General features: G+C 59.4%; 24 protein-coding genes. 14 read left to right on the top strand and 10 right to left on the bottom strand.

Going from position 1 to position 20,086, the window contains the following annotated elements:
- The first annotated feature begins 10 nt into the window (after positions 1–10).
- From phnC to AC2FHW_RS11720, 5 genes are all read left to right on the top strand, one after another.
- Positions 11–832 carry a phosphonate ABC transporter ATP-binding protein gene (phnC, locus tag AC2FHW_RS11740; protein ID WP_142639325.1) on the top strand — a complete coding sequence of 274 codons (822 nt, stop codon included), beginning with the start codon at positions 11–13 and terminating at the stop codon, positions 830–832.
- A 68-nt stretch (positions 833–900) separates the two neighbouring features.
- Entirely contained in the window at positions 901–1,803 is a 903-nt protein-coding gene (gene phnD / locus AC2FHW_RS11735; RefSeq protein WP_271951510.1) for a phosphonate ABC transporter substrate-binding protein, read from the top strand.
- 63 nt (positions 1,804–1,866) lie between these two features.
- Positions 1,867–2,748, top strand: coding sequence for a phosphonate ABC transporter, permease protein PhnE (phnE, locus tag AC2FHW_RS11730; protein ID WP_271951512.1), 882 nt, complete (start codon positions 1,867–1,869; stop codon positions 2,746–2,748).
- Positions 2,745–4,112: a phosphonate ABC transporter, permease protein PhnE gene (gene phnE, locus AC2FHW_RS11725; protein ID WP_496821956.1), complete on the top strand. Its 1,368-nt coding sequence runs from the start codon at positions 2,745–2,747 to the stop codon at positions 4,110–4,112. Before phnE (AC2FHW_RS11730) ends, phnE (AC2FHW_RS11725) begins: the two co-directional genes overlap by 4 nt.
- 23 nt (positions 4,113–4,135) lie before the next feature.
- Positions 4,136–4,750: an LbetaH domain-containing protein gene (locus tag AC2FHW_RS11720; RefSeq protein ID WP_496821954.1), complete on the top strand. Its 615-nt coding sequence runs from the start codon at positions 4,136–4,138 to the stop codon at positions 4,748–4,750.
- A gap of 159 nt (positions 4,751–4,909) precedes the next feature.
- On the opposite strand, the gene phnF is transcribed toward AC2FHW_RS11720, so the two are convergent.
- On the bottom strand, positions 4,910–5,620 hold the full coding sequence (gene phnF / locus AC2FHW_RS11715; RefSeq protein WP_271951515.1) for a phosphonate metabolism transcriptional regulator PhnF: 711 nt from the start codon (positions 5,618–5,620) through the stop codon (positions 4,910–4,912).
- 102 nt (positions 5,621–5,722) lie between these two features.
- On the opposite strand from phnF, the gene phnG reads away from it, so the two are divergent.
- From phnG to AC2FHW_RS11700, 3 genes are read left to right on the top strand one after another with little or no spacing between them, the layout of a single operon-like run.
- Positions 5,723–6,181 (top strand): phosphonate C-P lyase system protein PhnG, encoded by a 459-nt coding sequence (gene phnG, locus AC2FHW_RS11710; RefSeq protein WP_271951516.1) that lies wholly within the window; start codon positions 5,723–5,725, stop codon positions 6,179–6,181.
- Positions 6,181–6,756, top strand: a complete 576-nt coding sequence (gene phnH / locus AC2FHW_RS11705; protein ID WP_496821953.1) for a phosphonate C-P lyase system protein PhnH — start codon at positions 6,181–6,183, stop codon at positions 6,754–6,756. Before phnG ends, phnH begins: the two co-directional genes overlap by 1 nt.
- 3 nt (positions 6,757–6,759) lie before the next feature.
- The gene (locus AC2FHW_RS11700; RefSeq protein ID WP_271951518.1) at positions 6,760–7,851 is read left to right on the top strand and encodes a carbon-phosphorus lyase complex subunit; all 1,092 of its coding nucleotides are present in this window, start codon (positions 6,760–6,762) and stop codon (positions 7,849–7,851) included.
- A 17-nt stretch (positions 7,852–7,868) separates the two neighbouring features.
- On the opposite strand, the gene AC2FHW_RS11695 is transcribed toward AC2FHW_RS11700, so the two are convergent.
- Positions 7,869–8,081, bottom strand: coding sequence for a hypothetical protein (locus AC2FHW_RS11695; RefSeq protein WP_271951519.1), 213 nt, complete (start codon positions 8,079–8,081; stop codon positions 7,869–7,871).
- A 31-nt stretch (positions 8,082–8,112) separates the two neighbouring features.
- On the opposite strand from AC2FHW_RS11695, the gene AC2FHW_RS11690 reads away from it, so the two are divergent.
- Genes AC2FHW_RS11690 through AC2FHW_RS11670 form a run of 5 tightly spaced genes read left to right on the top strand, consistent with a single transcriptional unit; the run spans position 8,113 to position 11,390 of the window.
- Complete coding sequence (locus AC2FHW_RS11690) at positions 8,113–8,973, top strand: alpha-D-ribose 1-methylphosphonate 5-phosphate C-P-lyase PhnJ (protein WP_271951520.1); 861 nt, start codon at positions 8,113–8,115, stop codon at positions 8,971–8,973.
- Entirely contained in the window at positions 8,970–9,374 is a 405-nt protein-coding gene (locus tag AC2FHW_RS11685) for a VOC family protein (RefSeq protein ID WP_271951521.1), read from the top strand. The genes AC2FHW_RS11690 and AC2FHW_RS11685 overlap by 4 nt, the downstream gene beginning before the upstream one ends.
- A 5-nt stretch (positions 9,375–9,379) precedes the next feature.
- Positions 9,380–10,150 (top strand): phosphonate C-P lyase system protein PhnK, encoded by a 771-nt coding sequence (gene phnK / locus AC2FHW_RS11680; protein WP_271951522.1) that lies wholly within the window; start codon positions 9,380–9,382, stop codon positions 10,148–10,150.
- A gap of 11 nt (positions 10,151–10,161) precedes the next feature.
- Positions 10,162–10,845 (top strand): phosphonate C-P lyase system protein PhnL, encoded by a 684-nt coding sequence (phnL, locus tag AC2FHW_RS11675; protein WP_281973437.1) that lies wholly within the window; start codon positions 10,162–10,164, stop codon positions 10,843–10,845.
- Positions 10,842–11,390 (top strand): ribose 1,5-bisphosphate phosphokinase PhnN, encoded by a 549-nt coding sequence (locus AC2FHW_RS11670; RefSeq protein ID WP_142639351.1) that lies wholly within the window; start codon positions 10,842–10,844, stop codon positions 11,388–11,390. Before phnL ends, AC2FHW_RS11670 begins: the two co-directional genes overlap by 4 nt.
- On the opposite strand, the gene AC2FHW_RS11665 is transcribed toward AC2FHW_RS11670, so the two are convergent.
- On the bottom strand, positions 11,372–12,055 hold the full coding sequence (locus tag AC2FHW_RS11665) for a DUF1045 domain-containing protein (protein WP_271951524.1): 684 nt from the start codon (positions 12,053–12,055) through the stop codon (positions 11,372–11,374). The genes AC2FHW_RS11670 and AC2FHW_RS11665 overlap by 19 nt on opposite strands.
- 52 nt (positions 12,056–12,107) lie before the next feature.
- Between AC2FHW_RS11665 and AC2FHW_RS11660 the strand changes: the two genes are divergently transcribed.
- Positions 12,108–13,247, top strand: a complete 1,140-nt coding sequence (locus AC2FHW_RS11660) for an alpha-D-ribose 1-methylphosphonate 5-triphosphate diphosphatase (protein ID WP_496821950.1) — start codon at positions 12,108–12,110, stop codon at positions 13,245–13,247.
- On the opposite strand, the gene AC2FHW_RS11655 is transcribed toward AC2FHW_RS11660, so the two are convergent.
- The 7 genes from AC2FHW_RS11655 to AC2FHW_RS11625 are packed head-to-tail and all read right to left on the bottom strand — an operon-like array spanning position 13,248 to position 19,744.
- Positions 13,248–13,724: a class I SAM-dependent methyltransferase gene (locus AC2FHW_RS11655; protein WP_496692920.1), complete on the bottom strand. Its 477-nt coding sequence runs from the start codon at positions 13,722–13,724 to the stop codon at positions 13,248–13,250.
- Positions 13,721–14,494, bottom strand: coding sequence for a polysaccharide deacetylase family protein (locus tag AC2FHW_RS11650; protein WP_496821948.1), 774 nt, complete (start codon positions 14,492–14,494; stop codon positions 13,721–13,723). The genes AC2FHW_RS11655 and AC2FHW_RS11650 overlap by 4 nt, the downstream gene beginning before the upstream one ends.
- On the bottom strand, positions 14,484–15,632 hold the full coding sequence (locus tag AC2FHW_RS11645) for a glycosyltransferase family protein (protein ID WP_271951530.1): 1,149 nt from the start codon (positions 15,630–15,632) through the stop codon (positions 14,484–14,486). Before AC2FHW_RS11645 ends, AC2FHW_RS11650 begins: the two co-directional genes overlap by 11 nt.
- Positions 15,629–16,213, bottom strand: a complete 585-nt coding sequence (locus tag AC2FHW_RS11640) for a histidine phosphatase family protein (protein ID WP_496821946.1) — start codon at positions 16,211–16,213, stop codon at positions 15,629–15,631. Before AC2FHW_RS11640 ends, AC2FHW_RS11645 begins: the two co-directional genes overlap by 4 nt.
- Positions 16,210–17,286: a glycosyltransferase family 4 protein gene (locus AC2FHW_RS11635; protein WP_496814380.1), complete on the bottom strand. Its 1,077-nt coding sequence runs from the start codon at positions 17,284–17,286 to the stop codon at positions 16,210–16,212. Before AC2FHW_RS11635 ends, AC2FHW_RS11640 begins: the two co-directional genes overlap by 4 nt.
- A complete protein-coding gene (locus AC2FHW_RS11630) occupies positions 17,286–18,533 on the bottom strand; it encodes a glycosyltransferase (protein ID WP_496821944.1) in 1,248 nt (415 codons plus the stop codon). The genes AC2FHW_RS11635 and AC2FHW_RS11630 overlap by 1 nt, the downstream gene beginning before the upstream one ends.
- Positions 18,530–19,744 carry a glycosyltransferase family protein gene (locus AC2FHW_RS11625; RefSeq protein ID WP_185956733.1) on the bottom strand — a complete coding sequence of 405 codons (1,215 nt, stop codon included), beginning with the start codon at positions 19,742–19,744 and terminating at the stop codon, positions 18,530–18,532. The genes AC2FHW_RS11630 and AC2FHW_RS11625 overlap by 4 nt, the downstream gene beginning before the upstream one ends.
- Positions 19,745–20,086: the final 342 nt, after the last annotated feature.

The raw sequence follows: 20,086 nt of genomic DNA, 5'->3' as shown, positions 1-20,086 counted from the left end.
GGGGTGGCCTGTGCTGCGTATCGACAAACTGACCAAACGCTTCGGCGAAAACATAGCCGTGGATGCGGCGACTTTGGATGTAGACAAGCCGTGCATGATCGGCATCATCGGGCGATCCGGCGCCGGGAAATCCACCCTTTTGCGGATGGTCAATCGCCTGACCGATTCCAGCGAAGGCAAGATCCTGTTCGAAGGCCGCGATGTCACCCAGTTGAAGGGGCGAGAGAAGCGGGCGTGGCAGGCCGAATGCGCCATGATCTTTCAGCAGTTCAATCTGGTGCCGCGCATGGATGTGGTGTCGAACGTGCTGCATGGCACACTGAACCGCCAATCGACACTGGCCACCATGTTCAACCTGTTCCCGATGGAGGACATCCACCGCGCCATCGACATTCTGGATCGTCTGGGCATCGCCGAACATGCGCCGAAACGGGCCGAGGCGCTGTCGGGTGGACAGCAGCAGCGTGTCGCCATCGCGCGGGCTTTGATGCAGGACCCCAAAATCATTCTAGCGGATGAGCCGATCGCATCGCTGGACCCGATGAATGCCCAGGTGGTGATGCAGGCCCTGCGCCGTATCCACGAAGAGGACGGCCGCACGGTCATCGCCAACCTGCACACGCTGGACACCGCGCGCCGCTATTGCGACCGCGTTGTCGGCATGCGCGACGGCCGCATCGTCTTTGACGGGTTGCCCGAACAACTGACCACCGGCGTCGCCCGCGAGATCTATGGGGCCGATGCGAGTTTCTCGGAAGAGGCAACCTCGACCGAGATCGAAACGCTCGACGCCACCCAGAAGGCCCTGATGGAAGCCGAAGCCACCATCTGAGCCACCCCAACCACCTTTCATCGCCCGACCCGATGAGAGGTCGGGGACATCAACCTGGAGAGAGACAGATGAAAAACCTAATTGCTGCCCTTGTTGCGACCACTGCCATGGCCGCGCCCGCTATGGCGCAGGAAATCAGCGAATTCCGCATTGGTATTCTGGGCGGCGAAAACGCCCAAGACCGAATGAGCAAAAACGAATGCCTGCGCGAATACACCGAAGAGTTGCTGGGCGTTCCGACCAAGCTGTTCGCCCCTGCCGATTATAACGGTGTGATTCAGGGCCTGCTGGGTGGCACGATTGACGTCGCTTGGTTGGGTGCGTCGGGTTACGCCAAAACCTATCTGAGCGATCCCGAAGCGGTTGAGCCGGTTCTGGTCAAGGTCAACACCGACGGTGGTTATGGCTATTACTCGGTAGGCTTTGCCCGCAAAGACAGCGGCATCGCCTCGCTGGATGACATGAAGGGTAAGGCCTTTGGTTTTGGTGATCCGAACTCGACCTCGGGCTACCTGATCCCTTCGATCGAGATCCCACAGGCCACCGGCGCCACCATGGACTCGGGCGATTACTTCGGTGAGGTCAAGTTCACCGGCGGTCACGAACAGACTATCGTTGCGGTAAACAACAGTGACGTTGACGGCGGCGTGACCTGGGCCGACGGCCTGGGTGATTGGGAAGATGGCTATCAGTCGGGCGCGCTGCGCCGCGCTGTTGATGCCGGTCTGGTCGACATGAACGATCTGGTCGAGATCTGGAAATCGGCGCCGATCCCGGAAGGCCCGGTCGTTCTGCGCAAGGCCTTGCCCGAAGATGTCAAAGTTCAGGTCACTGAACTGTGGAACACGCTGGATGAAAAAGACCGCGAGTGTTTCTACGGCGTGGCAGCAGGCGAAGCCAAGAGCTTTGATCCCATCACGCATGAGGCCTACGAGGTCATCATCGAAGCGCGCAAGCTGAAGTCCAACTAAGCCTGCACATCACATGATCGGGGTCCGGCGTCTTGCCGGGCCCCGTTTTCTCAGGAGCATTCCATGACAGACCTGACCGCAGGGTCCCACAGCGTCGACCAGATCCGCGACGAATACTCAGCAATGACCCGGCGCAAACGGGCCTATGGTGGCATTCTCCTGATCCTGTTTGTGGCCCTGATGGCCGCAGGGTTCCGCACCGCCGATGATCGAAACGCAGGCAGTTTTGTCGATGGCTGGCACAGGATTTTCGACTATCCGGCCGAGGTCCTCTCGGAAGCGTGGGAAAAGATCGGCGCGATGCCGGAAAATCTGGTTCGGTTCTTTCCGGCCTTGATCGAAACGATCAATATCGCGGCAGCATCAACCCTGATCGGTACGATTGCGGGGACATTTCTTGCCCTGATGTCGACACGGGGCATGGCGCAGTGGCCATCTCTGATCCCATTGTTTCGTCGGATTTCCGATATCTGCAGGGCCATCCCTGAAATCGTTATCGCGCTGGTTTTGATCTTTATTCTCGGCGGCGGTCCGGTTCCGGCAATGATTGCGATTGCCATCCATACCGCCGGTGCATTGGGCAAGCTGTTCTCGGAAGTGAACGAGAACGCTTCGCTGAAGCCGATTGAGGGGCTGCATTCGGTGGGCGCGAACTGGTCGCAACGGATGTATTTGGGCGTGATCCCACAGGTCGGACCGAACTATGTCAGCTATGCCTTGCTGCGGTTCGAGATCAACATCCGTGCCTCGGCCATCCTTGGCTTCGTCGGTGCTGGCGGGCTGGGCTATGAGCTGCGCAACGCGATGTCATGGGGGCAGGGGCGCTACGACGAGGCCGCGGCCATCTTCCTTCTGCTTTTTGTCACAATCATGGTCGTGGATCAGCTGTCCGGCTATCTGCGGGATCGCCTGACCCACGGGTCTGAAAAAGGAGCTTCGGCATGACGACCTTTGCCACTGATCTGTCGACAGATGACCTCAAGGTCGAGGCCGGTCGTCTGTTCAACCGCAAACGGATCGTGAATTTCGGGTTGCCCGGCCTTGTCGCTTTTTACCTGATTTACGTGTTCTTTGCCTTTGACGTGCCTGGTAATGCCGGGCGTGCAAATTGGGAAAACGGCAAGACGCTTGTTGCCGACAGTTACAGCTACAAAACCCATGTCACGCGGGATAACCGCAATGGTGATGTGTCCGTTGCGGTCGAAGGGGACCGCAAAGGCACCTATCCTGACGGGACCGCACCCGACTGGGTGGCGTTGGGCGAAACCACGATCATTGACCTGGAAGATGGTCACGTGGTGCGTTTCGGCCCCGAGACAATCGAATACGATATCCCTGGCTATGGCGTCGTGCGCGCTACGCCCAGCCGGGCCTCTGGGGTGCAAGCCGAGTTACCGGCGGGCGATGTTCCAGACTGGATCAATGTCTCGAAAAATCGGCTGGCGATCACCACCGATGCCGGGCGTCTGACCGTGACCCGCAACCGGTCCGAAGTGTTTCGCTATTTCCCAGGGTGGGAGCTGTTTTGGTTCACCCTCGACAGCCCGTATTATGGCAAATCCTTCCCCGAGTTGGTCAGCCGCGCCACCGCCGGTGAGGCCGGTGCCATTTTCAACGATTTCTGGACCAACAAGATCTGGCGGCATCAGGATGTGGCCTGGGCCATCTTCGAGACGATCCTGATGGCGTTTCTGGGCACCATTGGGGCAGGGATTATCGCCTTGCCACTGGCGTTCCTGGCGACGCGGAACTTTAACCCCTTGCGGTCGGTGCGCTTTGCCACACGGCGGGTGTTCGACTTTGTACGCGGTGTGGACGCCTTGATCTGGACCGTTGTTCTGGCACGGGCCTTCGGCCCAGGGCCGTTGACCGGAGCGCTGGCAATTCTGGTGACCGATACCGGGACATTCGGCAAGATATTCTCAGAAGCGCTGGAGAATGTGGATGAGAAGCAGATCGAGGGCGTGCAGTCGACCGGTGCGAATGCGCCGCAGCGCTATCGCTTTGGGGTGATCCCACAGATCACTCCCGTGCTGTTGAGCCAGCTTTTGTACTTTCTCGAATCCAACACCCGCAGCGCGACCATAATTGGCGCGATTACTGGCGGCGGCATTGGTCTGTTGCTGACGCAGGCGATCATCACTCAGAAAGATTGGGAAGAGGTCGCCTATTACATCGTTCTGATCATTCTCATGGTGATGTTGATGGATTGGTTCTCGGGCTGGTTACGGCGTCGTCTGATCCAGGGCGACAGCGGCAAGAAGAGCAAGCCGAGCAACGCGAAAACCAAAGATTTTATTCTGCCGTGAGCGCAGCTTGAAAGGTCAGGACTATGGCACGATTGCGCGCGGATGAACCGTTCATCCATCCCGATTGCCAGATTACCAACAGCAGCTTTGGTGCATTTGTCGAGATTGGCACCGGCAGCCGGATCGCCAACGCGGTCTGGGGCGACTATTCCTATTGCGACCGGACCTGCGACATCGCTAATGCAAGGATCGGCAAGTTTTCGAACATTGCCAGCTTTACCCGGATAGGCGCTACTGATCACCCGTTGCAAAAGGCCTCGCTGCATCATTTTAGCTATCGGTCGGCTGACTATTGGGACGATGCCGAGGATGATGCGGAGTGGTTTGTCCATCGCGCAAGCCGGCTCGCATATATCGGGCATGACACATGGATCGGTCACGGGGCGATCATCAAGCCCGAGGTGACAATCGGTAATGGTGCGGTCATCGCATCCGGGGCGCTGGTGACCAAAGACGTGCCGCCCTACATGATCGTTGCTGGGGTGGCGGCCCAAATACTCCGCCCCAGGTTCCCACAAGCGGTTGCGGATCGGATGGAGCAGTTGGCCTGGTGGGACTGGGACAACAGCCGCTTGCGTGACGCATTGCCGGATTTTCGCAAACTAGAGGCTGAGGCGTTTTTGGAGAAATACGAATAGCTGGCCCTGTGACCCCAGGTGCTCCGCGCCCGCAGAAGCATCGGTTTCGCCGATCCCCCTTTTGCGGCCTTGGGCCGGGCGCCGCGCTTTGCGCGGCGCTACGCCCAACGGGATGAAACCTCCGATAGGAGGTTGAAGACGGGCGGGAGGCTTACGGGATCAATCCTCGTTCAGGGTCAGCGTAACTCGTTCCCCGGCAAAGGTTGTTCTCCCGTACTCGACAGGATTGCCCTCGGGGTCTGCATTGATGCCGATCGAAAACAAGACTGGTGCGCCCTCGGGCAGGTGCAGGTGCAGAGCTTGAGTTGCCGTGGCGGCGCGCGCGGTCAGGCGGGTTGAGATGCGCGTGTAATCCGGCACATCGCATCTTTGCAGGGCTTTGGTGACGGATTGGGTTTCGGTCAGAATCTGCAGAATGTCAGGAAATCGCTTGGCCGGAAAAACGCTTTGAAACAGGCCGATGGGTTGCCCGTCGGCCAGAGACAGACCGTCATAGACATGCACCGTGTCGCCTGTATCAAGCCCCAATGCTTCGGCCTCGGCTTCATCCGCGGCCCGTGTGGTCAGGGCGAGGATCTTCTTGCCGGGCATCTTGCCGCTGGCCGAGATGCTCTTGTGGTATCGCACCCGCTTACCAATCGGATACTCGGTTGGTCGGGTGGCGACGAATACACCGGCCCCGCGCCTAGAATGGACCAGCCCCTGGTCGGCCATGTCAGACAGCGCCCGACGAACCGTGTGGCGGTTAACGCCATGCGTTGCGGCCAGTTGCGCTTCGGTCGGCAGCCGGTCACCGGTTTGATATCGCCCTTCGGCAATGTCCGACGTCAGGCTTAGGGCGATGCTTTTCCAGATCGGCGTTTTGTTCATGTCACCAAAAATTCACACAGTTGCGATTGCGAGTCGCCGGGCGGCGGTCTATGATTTGTATAGTTGTATAGGATAAGTAGACAACCCCGCCAAGAGGCTTTGATGACACAACAGACAGATTCCGCGACCGAGGCGCGTAAGACCTGGATGGGCCTGCTGGCCCGCGCGCCAGATGAAGCCACGTTGGCGCTGTGGGAGGGTTTCACGGACCGTCCCGGCTTTGAATGGCTGCGCAGCCCCGAAGTGGGCGGCGTGATGGTGCGCGGACGTACCGGCGCCACCGGGGCGCCGTTCAACCTGGGTGAAATGACGGTCACGCGCTGCTCGGTGGTCTTGCAGGATGGCACGGTCGGACATGGCTATGTTCAGGGCCGGTCAAAGCCCAAGGCCGAAGCTGCAGCTGTGATTGATGCGATGATGCAGACTGCGGCAGCAGACCATGTGCGGGAAAACCTGCTCGGTCCGCTGGAACAGAAAATGCAGGCGGTCAAAATCGCGCGGGCGGCAAAGGCGGCGGCAACCAAAGTAGAATTCTTCACGCTGGTTCGGGGAGAAGATTGATGACTGCGCAAACTCAATTCTCGGGCGGGTTCCAGAACATACCGGTTGATTCCGCACATGTTTTTCGCGCGGCGATGACGGTGATGGCACGCCCTGGCGAAATCCGCAGCCTGTCAGGGGCCGTGCCCCCAGCGCCTTTGTCGGTAGCAGCGGGCACCTTGTTGCTGACATTTTGCGACCCGGAAACCAAGGTACATCTGGCGGGTGAGCTCGACACCGACGCTCTGCGCGAATGGCTGACTTTCCACACCGGCGCGCCGCTGGTTCCTGCTGTCGAGGCGGATTTCGCCGTCGGCACTTGGGGCGAACTTGGTGGGCTGGATCGCTATCGCATCGGAACTGCAGAGTATCCTGACCGGTCAACCACTCTGATTGTTGAGCGTGACGGCCTGGATCAGTCCGGTGCCATTTTGCACGGTCCCGGTATCAAGCAGAGCGCAGGCTTGAACCTACCCGATATCCCTGCGTTGCAACGTAATGCGGCTCTTTTCCCTTTGGGATGTGACTTCTTCTTTACCTGCGGTGACAAGGTCGCGGCCCTGCCGCGCAGTACCCAGATCAGCGCGGAGGGTTAAGCGATGTATGTTGCCGTCAAAGGAGGCGAAAAGGCGATTGAGAATGCCCATGCCTGGTTGGCCGAAGAGCGCCGAGGCGCCCCGGATGTGGCCGAGCTTAGCCTGGTCCAGATCCGGGAGCAGCTGAGCCTGGCGGTGAACCGGGTGATGGCAGAAGGATCGCTGTATGATCCGGACCTTGCCGCACTGGCGATCAAACAGGCGCGTGGCGATCTGATCGAAGCGATCTTTCTGATCCGCGCCTATCGCACGACATTGCCGCGTTTTGGTTATTCCGAACCGGTTGAAACGGGCAATATGGCCTGTGACCGTCGGATTTCGGCGACGTTCAAGGATGCGCCGGGCGGGCAGGTGCTGGGCCCGACATTCGACTACACCCACCGCCTGCTGGATTTCAAACTGGCTGCGGATGGCGAAACTCTACCCGCGCCCGAAGGTACGGCGCGACACGAGCCGACCCCGCATATCACCGAATTCCTCAAGGGTGAGGATATCATTCAGGACGAGCCGGTCAGCGATGCTACGCCCGGCGACCTGACCCGCGAGCCGCTTGAGTTTCCGGCGGGCCGTCCGCTGCGGTTGCAATCGCTGGCGCGCGGGGATGAGGGGTTTGTGCTGGGCATGGCCTATTCGACTCAGCGCGGCTATGCCCGCAACCACGCCTTTGTTGGCGAGCTGCGGATCGGCAAGGTCGCGGTCGAAATGGACATTCCCGAACTGGGCTTTGCCATCGAGATCGGCGAAGTCGAGTTGACCGAATGTGAGACGGTGAACCAGTTCCAAGGCTCAAAGACTGAGCCGCCACAGTTTACACGCGGCTATGGGCTCGTCTTTGGCCAGTCTGAACGCAAATCCATCTCCATGGCTCTGGTCGACCGGGCGCTGCGGTGGGAGGAGCTGGGCGAGGACAATCTGGGCGCACCTGCACAGGACGAGGAATTTGTCCTGAGCCACTCAGACAATATTCAGGCAACGGGTTTCCTCGAACATATCAAGCTGCCGCATTACGTGGATTTTCAATCCGAACTGGAACTGGTGCGCAAGCTGCGCCGCGAGGCCGAGGAACGGACTGCATCGAGGGAGGCTGCGGAATGAGCTCTGTACGCTTTGCCCTACAGGCTCGTCCTACGGTTCAAAAACCAGTCGTTGCCCTGATTGGGCGATTTCCTGCCGAATGCTTCGCGCGAATTCACGATTTCAAGCGATTCCCATTCGCACGAAAGGTCGCGGGCCATAGCCCCGAGGCGCCACTTTGCGCGAAAATTGCGCCAGATAAAATAGAGCATAATCGCCAAAAAGAGCGAACAAATACCAAATACGTTCATAAAAACACCAGAAACAAAATAGTTACATCAAATGACTGAATATAACTTCGCATATCTGGACGAACAAACCAAGCGGATGATCCGTCGGGCGATCCTCAAGGGGTTGGCTATTCCCGGATATCAGGTGCCATTTGCCAGCCGAGAGATGCCGATGCCTTATGGCTGGGGTACCGGAGGCGTGCAGGTATCTGCCGCAACTTTGACCCCGGACGATACGTTCAAGGTGATTGATCAGGGCGCGGATGATACGACCAATGCTGTGTCTATCCGTAAGTTTTTCGAAAATACGGCGGGCGTCGCCACCACCGAGGAAACAGAGAAGGCAACGGTCATCCAGACCCGCCACCGCATCCCCGAGGCGAAGCTGCGCGCGGATCAGATTCTTGTCTATCAAGTGCCGATCCCGGAACCGCTGCGGTTTCTGGAACCGCGCGAGACCGAGACACGCAAGATGCACAGCCTCGAAGAATACGGGTTGATGCACGTGAAACTGTACGAAGACATCAGCCAGCATGGTGCGATCTCAACCGCTTATGCTTATCCTGTGATGGTCTCGGACCGTTATGTGATGGACCCGTCCCCCATCCCGAAATTCGACAACCCAAAGCTTGAGATGGACGCGATCCAGCTGTTTGGCGCGGGCCGCGAGCAACGCATCTACGCGGTGCCACCGCATACCAAGGTCGTCAGCCTCGATTTCCAGGACTACCCGTTCGAGGCCACCAAGGCCGACCATCCCTGTGATCTGTGCGGGGCCGAGGACAGCTATCTGGATGAGGTCATCATGGATGATGCAGGTACCCGCATGTTTGTTTGCTCGGACACTGATTATTGCCGGTCGCGCCGCGAGGCGGGCCATATGGGCCGTTTGGCCAGAGAGGATGCCGCATGAAACGAGAAGATGTGCTTGGAATTGACCACCTTGGCCTTACGGTTTCGGACCTCGACGCCACGCGGACGTTCTTTGTCGATGCGCTGGGTTGGGAGGTCTTCGGCAGCAATCCGGATTATCCGGCGGTTTATGTGACCAATGGCGCGGCGAAGCTGACGCTTTGGCAGCAAAAAGGCAAGGGGCTACAGGGGTTTGACCGGCACAAGAACGTCGGGTTGCATCATGTTGCCTTGAAAGTTCCCGATGAAGAAGCGCTGACTGCGGTTTTCGATGCGGTCAAAGACTGGCCTGCCGTCGTTGTCGAGTTTGCACCTGAACCCTCGGGTTCAGGTCCGAAACTCCATTTCATGATCCGAGAGCCGGGCGGCAATCGGATCGAGTTTTCATATGACCCAAGGTGAATGAAATGACACCGCTGCTGAGTGTACAGGATATCAGAAAATCCTACGGGGCCCGTATCGGCTGTACCGATGTGAGTTTTGATCTCTATCCCGGCGAGGTGATGGGGATCGTGGGTGAGAGTGGTTCGGGCAAGTCAACCCTGCTGAACTGTCTGGCGGGTCATCTGGTGCCGGATGCGGGGCAGGTGATCTTTGACACTCGTGCAGACGGTCCGGTGGATACCGTGACCATGTCGGAACCTGAACGCCGGATGCTGAGCCGCACCGATTGGGCATTCGTGCACCAACATGCGCGCGATGGCTTGCGCATGTCTGTCAGTGCGGGCGGAAATATCGGCGAACGACTGATGGCCGTAGGTGACCGCCACTATGGCGATATCCGCGACAAGGCGATCGACTGGCTGGGTCGGGTTGAGATCGAAGCGGAGCGGGTTGATGATCGTCCGTCCGCGTTTTCCGGTGGCATGCAGCAGCGCCTGCAGATCGCGCGGAATCTTGTGACCGGCCCCAGGCTGGTCTTCATGGATGAACCGACTGGTGGTCTGGACGTCTCGGTACAGGCTCGCCTGTTGGACCTGTTGCGCGGGTTGGTTCGGGAAATGGGGCTGAGCGCCATCATTGTCACCCATGATCTTGCCGTTGTCCGTCTGCTGGCGGATCGGCTGATGGTGATGAAAGCCGGTCATGTGGTCGAGGCCGGATTGACTGATCAGGTTCTGGACGATCCGCAGCATGCCTATACGCAACTGCTGGTGTCCAGCGTGTTGCAGGTATGAGGGCCGGGACAATGATTGAACTGAACAATGTCAGCAAAAGCTTTACCCTGCACAATCAGGGGAGCGCGGTGATCCCGGTCATGCAGGGCGCTACGCTCAGGGTTGAACCGGGTGAGTGTGTGGCGCTGACCGGCGCGTCGGGGGCAGGTAAATCCACCTTGATGCGGGTGATCTATGGCAACTATCTGGCTGCCTCGGGTCAGGTTCTGGTCGGTGGTTTAGACGTCGCCAAGGCTGAACCGCGCGAGATCTTGACCCTGCGGCGCGAAACGCTGGGCTATGTCAGCCAGTTCCTGCGCGTTGTGCCCAGAGTGCCGACGCTTGAGGTCGTGGCCGAGCCGCTTCTTGCTGTTGGTTGCGAAAAACAGATGGCACTGGACAAGGCTGCGGGTCTGCTCGAGCGTCTGAATATTCCTGAACGGCTCTGGCCCCTTAGTCCGACGACTTTTTCGGGCGGCGAACAGCAGCGCGTGAACATCGCGCGCGGCTTTGCCCATGAATACCCGGCCATGCTGCTGGATGAACCCACAGCCAGTTTGGATGCGCTGAATCGCGAAACCGTCCTGTCCCTGATCCTTGAGGCGAAAGAGCGCGGAACGGCGATTATCGGCATCTTCCATGATGTTGACGGGCGGAAGCAGGTTTGCGATCGCGAGATCAACGTTTCGCAATTCACGCCGGGAATTGCGGCATGACGCTTGCCCCGGTCATAGCGGTTGTCGGTCCGTCAGGTGTCGGCAAAGACAGTGTGATTGAGGCGTTGGAAGCCCGCGCAAAAGGTATCCAGCGGCTGCGCCGTGTCGTCACCCGCCCCGAAGGCGAAGCGGGGGAAGATTTCAGACGGGTCACAGATGACGCGTTTCGACAGATGGAAGGTGAGGGCGCATTCGCGCTCAGCTGGCATGCACATGGGTTGCTCTATGGTGTGCCGAAAGAGATTGCGCAGCAACGTCAGGTGGCGGAGGCAGTTCTGGTCAACCTGTCGCGTGCTGTGTTGTTGCAGGCGCAAGAGATCTTTGGCGATCTGATTGTTATCTCGTTGACTGCAGACGCGAGCGTTCTAGAGCAACGCTTGTCATTGCGCGGGCGCGAAAGTGACAGCGAACAGGCGCGTCGGTTGGGCCAGGCCAAGACCCCTTTGCCTAAGGGGCTGGTCCGGGTGATCGAGGTCGACAATTCTGGTGCTCTGCAGGATACGGTGGCCAAAATTTTGTCCCGCCTTCAGTTGGAAAGCGCATAGCGATGGATCAGGTGAAACCGTCCATCCTCGGCCTCGCCCATCAGGGCCAGATCCGCAATTCGAAAGGGTTTTGGCAAAAGCGGCCCCAGATGGTTTTCCAGGGTGCGCTGGACCGAATCCAGCACGGGCTTGTCCAACCTGCCGCTCAAGGTGATGTGAAACCGAAACGCGTTCAGCACATAAGGGTAACCCCATTTGACCAGGTTGGCGTCCTGATCCGGTGTCAGTCTGGAGGCGCGGCGATGGTCAAGTTCAGCCGCCGACGGTGGGGACCGGAACATATCAAGCTCTTGAACACAGGCGGCGGCCAACGCGTTCAGCGCGGCTGTGTCGCCCAGTGGTCGCAGGGCCAGAAACCGGCCAAGGCGGGCAATCTCAAGACCTTCCATCATGATTGCGCATTGGCTGGCAGCAAGGGTGGCGCAGGCCTCTTGCAACGCTGTGACGGATTGCCCCTCGCGCAGGCGGAACGGGGGTTTCATGGTCGCGTGCAGCCCGTATTTTCGCGGTACCTCCGTAACCGCTGCAACATCCACACCATCCAGCCCAGGATGGGCGACCTCGGTGCCAGCCTCCATGTCCCAGCCCAGCCAACGGGTTGCGAATTGCGTCCACTCCGCCGTGGCGGGTGGCGCAAAATAGATCGCGTATCGCGTGAATGTCACATTGGCCTCCTATTGCGTGGCCTTCCAATACCTCAAACTGTGTGAAGTTCAGATGACAGAAGAATTGATCCTTGCCAATGCCACGCTGATCCTGCCCGACGAAACCATTAACGGCAGCGTCCGGGTTCAGGGCGACAGCATCACCGAGATCGATACAGGCGCGGCGGTTCCAAGCGGTGCAATCGATTGTGAGGGTGACTATGTCAGCCCCGGTCTGGTCGAGCTGCACACAGACAATCTGGAACGTCATATCCAGCCCCGCCCCAAGGTCGACTGGCCCCATGCGGCGGCAATTCTTGCCCATGACGCCGAACTGGCCAGCACGGGCATCACAACCGTGTTCGATGCGATGCGCGTCGGGTCGATCCCGACTGGTCCGCGCTACAACAAATACGCACGTGGCCTGTCCCGCGAGCTGTGGCAGTTACGAGAGCAAGACGCCTTAAAAATCAGCCATTTCTTGCATTTGCGGGCCGAGTTGTGTTCAGAAACGCTGGTCGAAGAACTGGATGAATTCGGCCTCGAGGACCGTGTTGGGCTGGTGTCACTGATGGACCACACGCCCGGTCAGCGTCAATTCCGTGATATCTCAAAGCTCGAAAGCTATCTGAAAGGAAAGCTGGGGTTGGAGGGCAAGGAATTCCAGCAGCATGTCACGGACCTCAAGGCGATGCGGGACAGGAACGGCGAAAAGCACGAGGTGGAAACCGTAAAAGCGGCCAAACGTTTTGGGGCCATGCTGGCCAGCCATGACGACACCACCCGGGAACAGGTACATGTGTCAGCGGGCCACGGTATCCGGCTGGCCGAGTTCCCCACCACGGTCGAGGCGGCGCGGGCCTGCCATGATCACGGGATCAAGGTGATGATGGGCGCTCCAAACGTAATCCGGGGCGGGTCACATTCCGGAAATGTCGCTGCAAAAGAGCTGGCCGATCTGGGTCACCTGGACATTCTGTCCTCGGACTATGTCCCCGCCGCGTTGTTGCTGTCGGCGGCACGGCTGGGTGAGATTTGGGGCAACATGGCCCGTGGTCTGCGCACTGTCACGATGTCCCCGGCGCAGGTGGTCGGGCTGGATGACCGAGGCGAGCTGTGCGCAGGCGCGCGCGCCGATATCATACGGTTCCGGATGCGCGAAGGGGCGCCTGCCCTGAACGGAGTGTGGTCGCGAGGGCGACGTGTGGCCTGATCAGGCCCTGTAGAAAAGGTATCGGTCGGGTGCGATGGTCTCCGGTCCGGTGATCTGTTCAAACCCAACCAGTGGTTGGCCGGATATCAGCAGCCCACCGGGCAGCATGACCTGAGAGATCAACGGGCTGAGTATCGCCGCCTCTGCCACGTCATCCTGCTTGATACCGCGCCCGAAATCGTAATGTGCCAATGCTATTTTCGGGCCCCCGGCTGCAAGTTTCTTTAACATAGGACCCGCTTCGCCCTGCAGAAAATCCTCTGCCGGAGGGGTGCTGGACGGGTGGCACTGTAAAATCCGGTCCATGACCCAGATGCGCCGGTCTGGTAGAATTTCACGTAGGTGATCATAGGTGCGGCCATTCCCCAAACCCATGTCCAGTATATCGCCGCTCGTATCTGTAATCTGATCGACCGCCCAGTTCAGCCCGTCGCGTTGGGCCGTCAGGCGGCGCAGCATGGAATCCAGTCGGCTCATTCGGGTCTCCGTGATTTATCGTTCTTTGGGGCGGTCCAGATGGTCCCCGGACCATCCAGCAACCGGGTCAGAAGGTCCTGCGTAAAGGACCAGATATCTTCGTCATGCACCAGGTGATGCGTCAGGATGCCAAACGGCTCGGTATTATCCGCAGGTCCTTCGCGCCTGTCCCGCAGCAGATCTGTGGCCTGAGCGATCAGCTTGTCCCGAGGGGCCAACCCCCGTGACCCGCGCCAGTCGATCGGGTCCAGATGCGTGTTGACCTGCATAAGGCCAGGTGCCGCCATCTTTGCCTTTCGGGGGGTGGCGGTGGACAGGATGCGATATCCCAGGCCCGGCAATTCCTGAACCATCTCTGACGCGATCCGGTTCCAGGGTGGCACAAACATAGGGCACAGCTTGTCTGGGAACAGGCTCTGTAACCGGGTCAGCCCGGCCCGTGCATCGTTGCGGATGTCCTGAAAGGGGCGATGCAGTCGAAACTCTGATTTCTTCTCGTTTGTCGGAGCGTGGTTTTGATGGGCCCAGCCATGGACCACCGGTATCAATGCGGGCGAGCCTTCGACATGGGTAACCAGATCTTCATCTGCGTCACGCGGAATAATCGCCAGATGAACCGGCAGTTCCAGTGATGCGGACAGCGCCTCCAAACGTTCCAACTGTGGCGTGACACAGACCGCGTCATCATCCCTCCACCACAGCGGCAGAGACAGCCCGTCCCGCCGCCACATATCAAGCTCGGTCATCAGGGGGTGCCAATCACCGGTCATGGGCGTGATCCAAAAGTGATTGTACAATCTCGACAGATTTTGCGGCCCCGTCAAAACCCTGACCGGCACTTGGCCGCGCGGGGGCGGCTAGAACGGCCTCGACAGCCTGCGCCAGGGTATCTTCGGTCAACTTGTCGCTTGGCAATACGTCTATTGCGCTCAGCTTCGACAGGCTTTGGCCGCGCAAGGTCTGTTCGACTTCGCTTCCGTCGTCGAAGGGGATGAAAACCGAGGGTACGCCAGACTGCAGAATGTCCAACGCCGTGTTGTAGCCGCACATGCTGACCGATGCGGCGGCCAAGGGCAGCATTTGTCGAAAGTCCGGGCGCACCGGTTCCAGCGTGACAGGGGCGTCGCCAACACCTGCTGTCAGGCGTTCTATGCGTGCTGCGGAGTCCAGCCCGCCTACCAACAGGCGCCAGCGCCTGTTGGGCATCTTTGGTGCGGCCTCGATGGCCGCCTGAAAGATAGGCTCGCCCACCGACCCACCGCCAGCGCTTACCAGAATCTCACCTTTACCAATCCCTTCGGGATGCGGGGTCGGTGCCGAAGGGGCCACGAACCCGGTATAGAACAGGCGATGCGCCAGGCGTTCCGAGACTGGCCAGCTTACACTCAGCGGGATCATGCTTGGGTCTGAATGGACAAGGACACCGTCAAAGAGGTCAAGAATGATTTCCTCGGTGCGCTGGGCTTTGGCAGGTTTGGACGGGGGCGCCAGTATGTCCCTGACTGATCCCAAAATAACCGGACGGCGACCCTGTGCGTGGGCAGCATCCAACAGGGCGTCAAACTCATCCGCCAGGGATCTGCGGCCAAAGGGGTAAAGCTCAGTTATCAATACATCCGGAGCAAAGCTCCGCAGCGCCTCTGTCAGGGCAACCTTGCGGGCGTCGAAATAGGCAGGATGCGCGGCCTCATCCGCTTGCGTCAGCAACCGCGTAAAATTGGTGCCGTCCGAGCGTAGTGGCGGCAGACCCAGCACGTCGACCCCGGTATGATCCAGTTGCGGCGCGGGCATTCCGCCCGAGACCAGCAAGACCTTGTGACCCTCAGCGGCAAAGGCCCGGCCCAATGTAAGCGCGCGGCTCAGATGTCCGGTGCCCAGCAGATGGGTCACAACGATCATCACCCTCATATGCGGGTCTCCTGCCGGATCAAACGGATAGGGTCAGTTTCGGGGCGCATGGACACCATGTCCACGATATAGAGGCGGTTGCGCTTGATCTTAAAGGGGGCGGGGCCGTCAAAATCCCATCCCCAGGCGCGGGCCAGAATGACCCGCATGATACCGATATGGCAAACGGCTACGGTATTTTCGCCAAGACTTGTAAGCCAAGGTTCCAGCCGCTGCCAGATTTCGGCGGGGCTTTCACCTCCGGGGGGTAGGAAATCCCAACCCCAATCCTCGATATGGCGATAACCGCTTGCGGGATCGGCAATGAGATCGGTGCCGTGCTGCCCCTCCCAAGCGCCCCAGTTCATTTCCATGAGGGCCTCGGACTTCAACGGTTCGCGCCCTGAAACCAGTTGTGCCGTCTGGGCCGCACGCGCCAAGGGACTGGACCAGACCATAGCCTGATCCCAAGGGGAGGGCAGGGAATAGCATGCCAGTTCTGTCTGTGCCTGTTCATCCAATGGAATATCGCTGCGCCCCTGAATGCGCCCGGCGCGGTTCCACGCCGTATGCCCGTGGCGCAATAGGGCGAGCTTGCTCATGTGGATGCCTCCAGCAAAGGATCAACAGCCGTCCAGAACCGATCAGTTGCATCTGGCATCAGGTGGCGCGCGGCTATATATGCGGCCGATTGGCTGCCCAGGAAAGACCGTAATGCCGGATCGTCCAGAAGAGTGCGCAGCCTTAAGGCCAGCCCCTTGGCCCCTTCAGCAACCAAAGGATAGTCGGACGGCATCAGCACATCCCGGACGCCCGGCCTGTCTTGCGCAACCACCGGGATACCATGTGCCTGGGCCTCTAGATAGATCATGCCATAAGCCTCATTCACGCCGGGCCAGACCATCAGGGATGCAGTAGCATAAGCCTTGCGCAGCGCGTCGCGATCAAGCTGCCCCAGAAACCGGACTTTCGTGCCAAACTTGGCCATCAGCGCTTCGATTTCGGCGCGGGCGGGACCATCGCCCGCAATAGACAGGGACCAATCGCCCTGCAGGTGGCGCAGTGCCTGTTCAAGCACCCGGTAAGAGGCCAGCTTGTCGCCGTGTCGCATCATGCCCACGGCCAGCATCGGGCCATCGCAGCTAGAGGCCTGCGGCAGCGAGGAGGCGGGAAGAAACGGCGGAAGCTCGACAAGCGCCTGATTTCCGAACTGCTCGCGTTCCAGCGTGATGAGGTCATTGGCGGTGTGATAAAAGATCACCCGGGCCGCGTCGCAGGCCTGATGGGCCGCTTGGGCAAACCCTGACCATGGCCCCTGAAGGCGGCTGTAGGCACGGGTGCTTTCAAGCTGAACATAGGGTATGTTTCGCGCCGTACTTACACGGGGTCCAATCAGATCAGGGGCCTTGTAATAATTGTGATAGGTCACCCATAGTGCAGTGTCAGCAGGCAGGTCGCAGGTCAGGCGCAGCACCTCGGCATCAGCCTCATGGCGCAGTTTGGCCTGGACCTCTTTGTCGCCGTGCTTGTCGAATACGCGCAGGTCCGAGGCCAGATCCACCGCATCCCCTCGGGCTTGGATTGCCAGAAGAAGATTTCGGGCCATTTCCCGGTCCCCCGACGGCACCGGGCTATTGGGGGATTTCATCGGGGCGTAGAAGGCGATGCGCGGCATCAGCTCTTATGCGCGCCCAGCGCGCTTAACCTGGAAGACAAAAGCGCTATGCCCGGGTCCATGCGGAAGTCGGCGATCAGACGATCATAGGCAGCACCCGCCATTGCTGCAGCCTGCGCGGGGTTGGCCGCCAGCTGTGCAATCGCATTTGCCAGCGCGTCCGGATCGTCATCCGTCAGGACGCCATGCGTGCCTGTCTCGATAAACTCGGGAATCGCAGAAACGGAGGTCGACAGGATCGGCAGATATTGCGAGGCGGCTTCCATCAGCACATTGGGCAGGCCATCCCGGTCCCCATCTGCGGCGATCCGGCTGGGCAGAACAAACAGGTCTGCTGTGCGCATCGCGGCGATGACCTCGGGTTGGTCACAGGCCCCTTTCCAGGTGATGCGCCCGGACAACCCGGCCCATGCGGCCCGGTTCTGCAAAGTATCACTCAGGCTTCCTCCGCCGATATGCGTCCAGTGCCAGTCAAGATCGTCCGGCAGCATGGCGAATGCATCAATCAGGCGATCGAAGCCTTTCTTTTCGACCAACCTCCCAACGGACAGCATATGAAAAGGGCTGTCAGCGGGGCGTAAGCCGCGTTCCGGCGGGGCTGGAAAGCGGCCCAGGTCCAGCCCGTGATAGATCAGTTCAACCCGTGCCGGATCGTCGGCGAGGCTGCGCAGATGCTGGGCGCCGATCGCGGTGCAGGTTGCACCAAAAGCTGCTCCGTAAGTGTCGGAGTGCAACTTTTCCGATTTTTCCCAGTCCGGTGACGTCCAGATATCTTTTGCATGGGCTGAAAAGCTCCACGGAAGGCCGCGCATGATCGCGGCATAGCGCGCGACCGACGAGGGCGTATGCATGAAATGCGCATAGAGAACCTGTGTGCTGGCGGGCAATTCCGCAGCCAGAACGCAGGCCTGACCGAACCGACGGATGCGGTTGTTCGTGGGATCGCGGCGCAAATCAGCGCGCCAGACCTTATAGGCCGCGCCGTATCCCGGCAGACGCTGCGCTTGTTCGCGGGCAGCCCATATGCGCTGAGGTTCTTGATACAGATATTCCGGCAAGTACCGAACCTGGCCACGAAACCTGTCGTGCAGCGGATGCCGTTTCATATCGGTTGGATGACGCAGGGACCAGATGTCGAACTCATGGCCGGCCTCTTGCAGAGCAACAAGTTCCTGCGCGATGAACGTTTCGGACAGGCGCGGCCACCCTTTGACCAACACCGCCAGATTGGGCGCGCCTGCGGTCATCCGGTTGCCCGTTCCTGTTCCTGATTCAGCAATACCTCAATGCGCCCGGTGACATAGTCCAACCCGTCCAGCAGGCCCTGTTCAATGGCCTGAGACGGCAATGGCTGATGTGGTAGATCGCGAATGGCACGGACCATGGAATCGGTTGTTAGCCCGTCACGGAACTCGTCCAACATCCGGATCAGTCCTAGATCCTCGGCGCGTGAGGCACGGATCCACTGTTCCATACGCGGACTGGTCCGTGGAACAATGACGGCGCGTTTGTCAAAGGACAGGACCTCGCAGAACGTATTATACCCACCCATACAGACGACGCCAGCCGCGCCGTGGAACAGCGTTTCGATCTGGGATTCAAAGCCGACGGCGGTCACACGCCCGTTCAAGGCGGCCACACGTGTTTCGAATTCGTCCCGCAGATCACCAGACAGGAACGGGCCATAGACCAATACCGCGCGTGGTGACAGGTCGGGGTCCTTTTCGTAAGCCGAAAGAACCAGGTTCACCATCGCCTTGCCGTCCCCACCACCACCTGGGGTAATCAAGATATAGGGCTGTTCCGGTGGGGTACCGATTGGCCCCAGATCACGACGCAAATAGCCAGTCCAGTGAATGCGCGACTGGGCCGCGTGATTCAGAGGGAGCCCCTTGGTCGGATCATAGATCGAACGCAGCCCGTAAACCCAGATTTCATGATAGAATCTTTCGGTCGCTGCAGTTGCCTCTTTCCGTTCCCACTCTGCGGCCAGAACTTCGGGTTCATCCAGAACATCACGCAAACCCAGCACCAGTTTGGTGCGCTGCGAGAGCAAAAGGTTTTCGAGTGTTGGCAATAGCTCGCCGCGGAACCCGGTGGGTTCTTTGTCTACGATCAGAATGTCCGGGTCAAACTGCTGAACGGCGGTCTGAATCAACCCCGATCGCAACTCGGTCACCTCGTCGATCCCCATCCCGATTGTCTGAGACGCGTATGACCCGTCCGCCCGTTTGGTCACGCCAGGCAGACGCACGTGGTCGACCCTGCGCGGAAATGTGAACCGGCCAGCGACAGGCGATCCGGTCAGGATCAGGGATGATGCCGTTGGATCCGCCTGCGTAATTGCGGCGGCCAGTGCACGAGACCTGCGCAGATGGCCCAGCCCGAACGTGTCATGGCTGTAGAACAGGATCCGTGGCGCGCGGCCAGTAGTATCGTTTTGTCTTCCTAGGCTCATGCCTTCGCCTGTCTTAAGTGTCTTGGTGTCGGTCCGCGCATCGGCACCTGTTAGCTTATCGTCTTTCACCCGTCTTGCCAAAGGGCCTTGTGACCCGCCGACTGGAAGGGACTGCGTAAAACGTCAGCCATTCCTCGGGTAAGCCGCAAGGTGCCTTTTCGTTTTTGCGCAAAGACCTTAGCTGCTTGCCCGAAAGTGTATGCCCAGCCCGTCATATTCAGTTTTGAAGCGGATGAAAACATCCGATTCCAACTCATTGCACCCGGAACACGCCTGTGCACTTTATCGGGACCGCAGCAGCGCACAAATTGAAGTGTTCGGAAAGCTTCTGTAACCTGCGAC

It is taken from the genome of Ruegeria sp. YTSA108, from assembly GCF_059610185.1.
This window is presented reverse-complemented; position numbering and strand designations above follow the sequence as displayed.

Coding starts and splice junctions, on each gene's coding strand:
- AC2FHW_RS11635 (WP_496814380.1), bottom strand. CDS start 17,286: ATGCCGCGCATCGCCTTCTACGCCCCGATGAAATCCCCCAATAGCCCG.
- AC2FHW_RS11630 (WP_496821944.1), bottom strand. CDS start 18,533: ATGACCGCAGGCGCGCCCAATCTGGCGGTGTTGGTCAAAGGGTGGCCG.
- AC2FHW_RS11640 (WP_496821946.1), bottom strand. CDS start 16,213: ATGAGCAAGCTCGCCCTATTGCGCCACGGGCATACGGCGTGGAACCGC.
- phnK (WP_271951522.1), top strand. CDS start 9,380: ATGACACCGCTGCTGAGTGTACAGGATATCAGAAAATCCTACGGGGCC.
- AC2FHW_RS11645 (WP_271951530.1), bottom strand. CDS start 15,632: ATGAGGGTGATGATCGTTGTGACCCATCTGCTGGGCACCGGACATCTG.
- phnH (WP_496821953.1), top strand. CDS start 6,181: ATGACTGCGCAAACTCAATTCTCGGGCGGGTTCCAGAACATACCGGTT.
- AC2FHW_RS11655 (WP_496692920.1), bottom strand. CDS start 13,724: ATGAGCCGACTGGATTCCATGCTGCGCCGCCTGACGGCCCAACGCGAC.
- AC2FHW_RS11625 (WP_185956733.1), bottom strand. CDS start 19,744: ATGAGCCTAGGAAGACAAAACGATACTACTGGCCGCGCGCCACGGATC.
- phnE (WP_271951512.1), top strand. CDS start 1,867: ATGACAGACCTGACCGCAGGGTCCCACAGCGTCGACCAGATCCGCGAC.
- phnG (WP_271951516.1), top strand. CDS start 5,723: ATGACACAACAGACAGATTCCGCGACCGAGGCGCGTAAGACCTGGATG.
- AC2FHW_RS11660 (WP_496821950.1), top strand. CDS start 12,108: ATGACAGAAGAATTGATCCTTGCCAATGCCACGCTGATCCTGCCCGAC.
- AC2FHW_RS11685 (WP_271951521.1), top strand. CDS start 8,970: ATGAAACGAGAAGATGTGCTTGGAATTGACCACCTTGGCCTTACGGTT.
- phnD (WP_271951510.1), top strand. CDS start 901: ATGAAAAACCTAATTGCTGCCCTTGTTGCGACCACTGCCATGGCCGCG.
- AC2FHW_RS11650 (WP_496821948.1), bottom strand. CDS start 14,494: ATGACCGGTGATTGGCACCCCCTGATGACCGAGCTTGATATGTGGCGG.
- phnE (WP_496821956.1), top strand. CDS start 2,745: ATGACGACCTTTGCCACTGATCTGTCGACAGATGACCTCAAGGTCGAG.
- phnF (WP_271951515.1), bottom strand. CDS start 5,620: ATGAACAAAACGCCGATCTGGAAAAGCATCGCCCTAAGCCTGACGTCG.
- AC2FHW_RS11720 (WP_496821954.1), top strand. CDS start 4,136: ATGGCACGATTGCGCGCGGATGAACCGTTCATCCATCCCGATTGCCAG.
- AC2FHW_RS11670 (WP_142639351.1), top strand. CDS start 10,842: ATGACGCTTGCCCCGGTCATAGCGGTTGTCGGTCCGTCAGGTGTCGGC.
- AC2FHW_RS11695 (WP_271951519.1), bottom strand. CDS start 8,081: ATGAACGTATTTGGTATTTGTTCGCTCTTTTTGGCGATTATGCTCTAT.
- AC2FHW_RS11700 (WP_271951518.1), top strand. CDS start 6,760: ATGTATGTTGCCGTCAAAGGAGGCGAAAAGGCGATTGAGAATGCCCAT.
- AC2FHW_RS11690 (WP_271951520.1), top strand. CDS start 8,113: ATGACTGAATATAACTTCGCATATCTGGACGAACAAACCAAGCGGATG.
- phnL (WP_281973437.1), top strand. CDS start 10,162: ATGATTGAACTGAACAATGTCAGCAAAAGCTTTACCCTGCACAATCAG.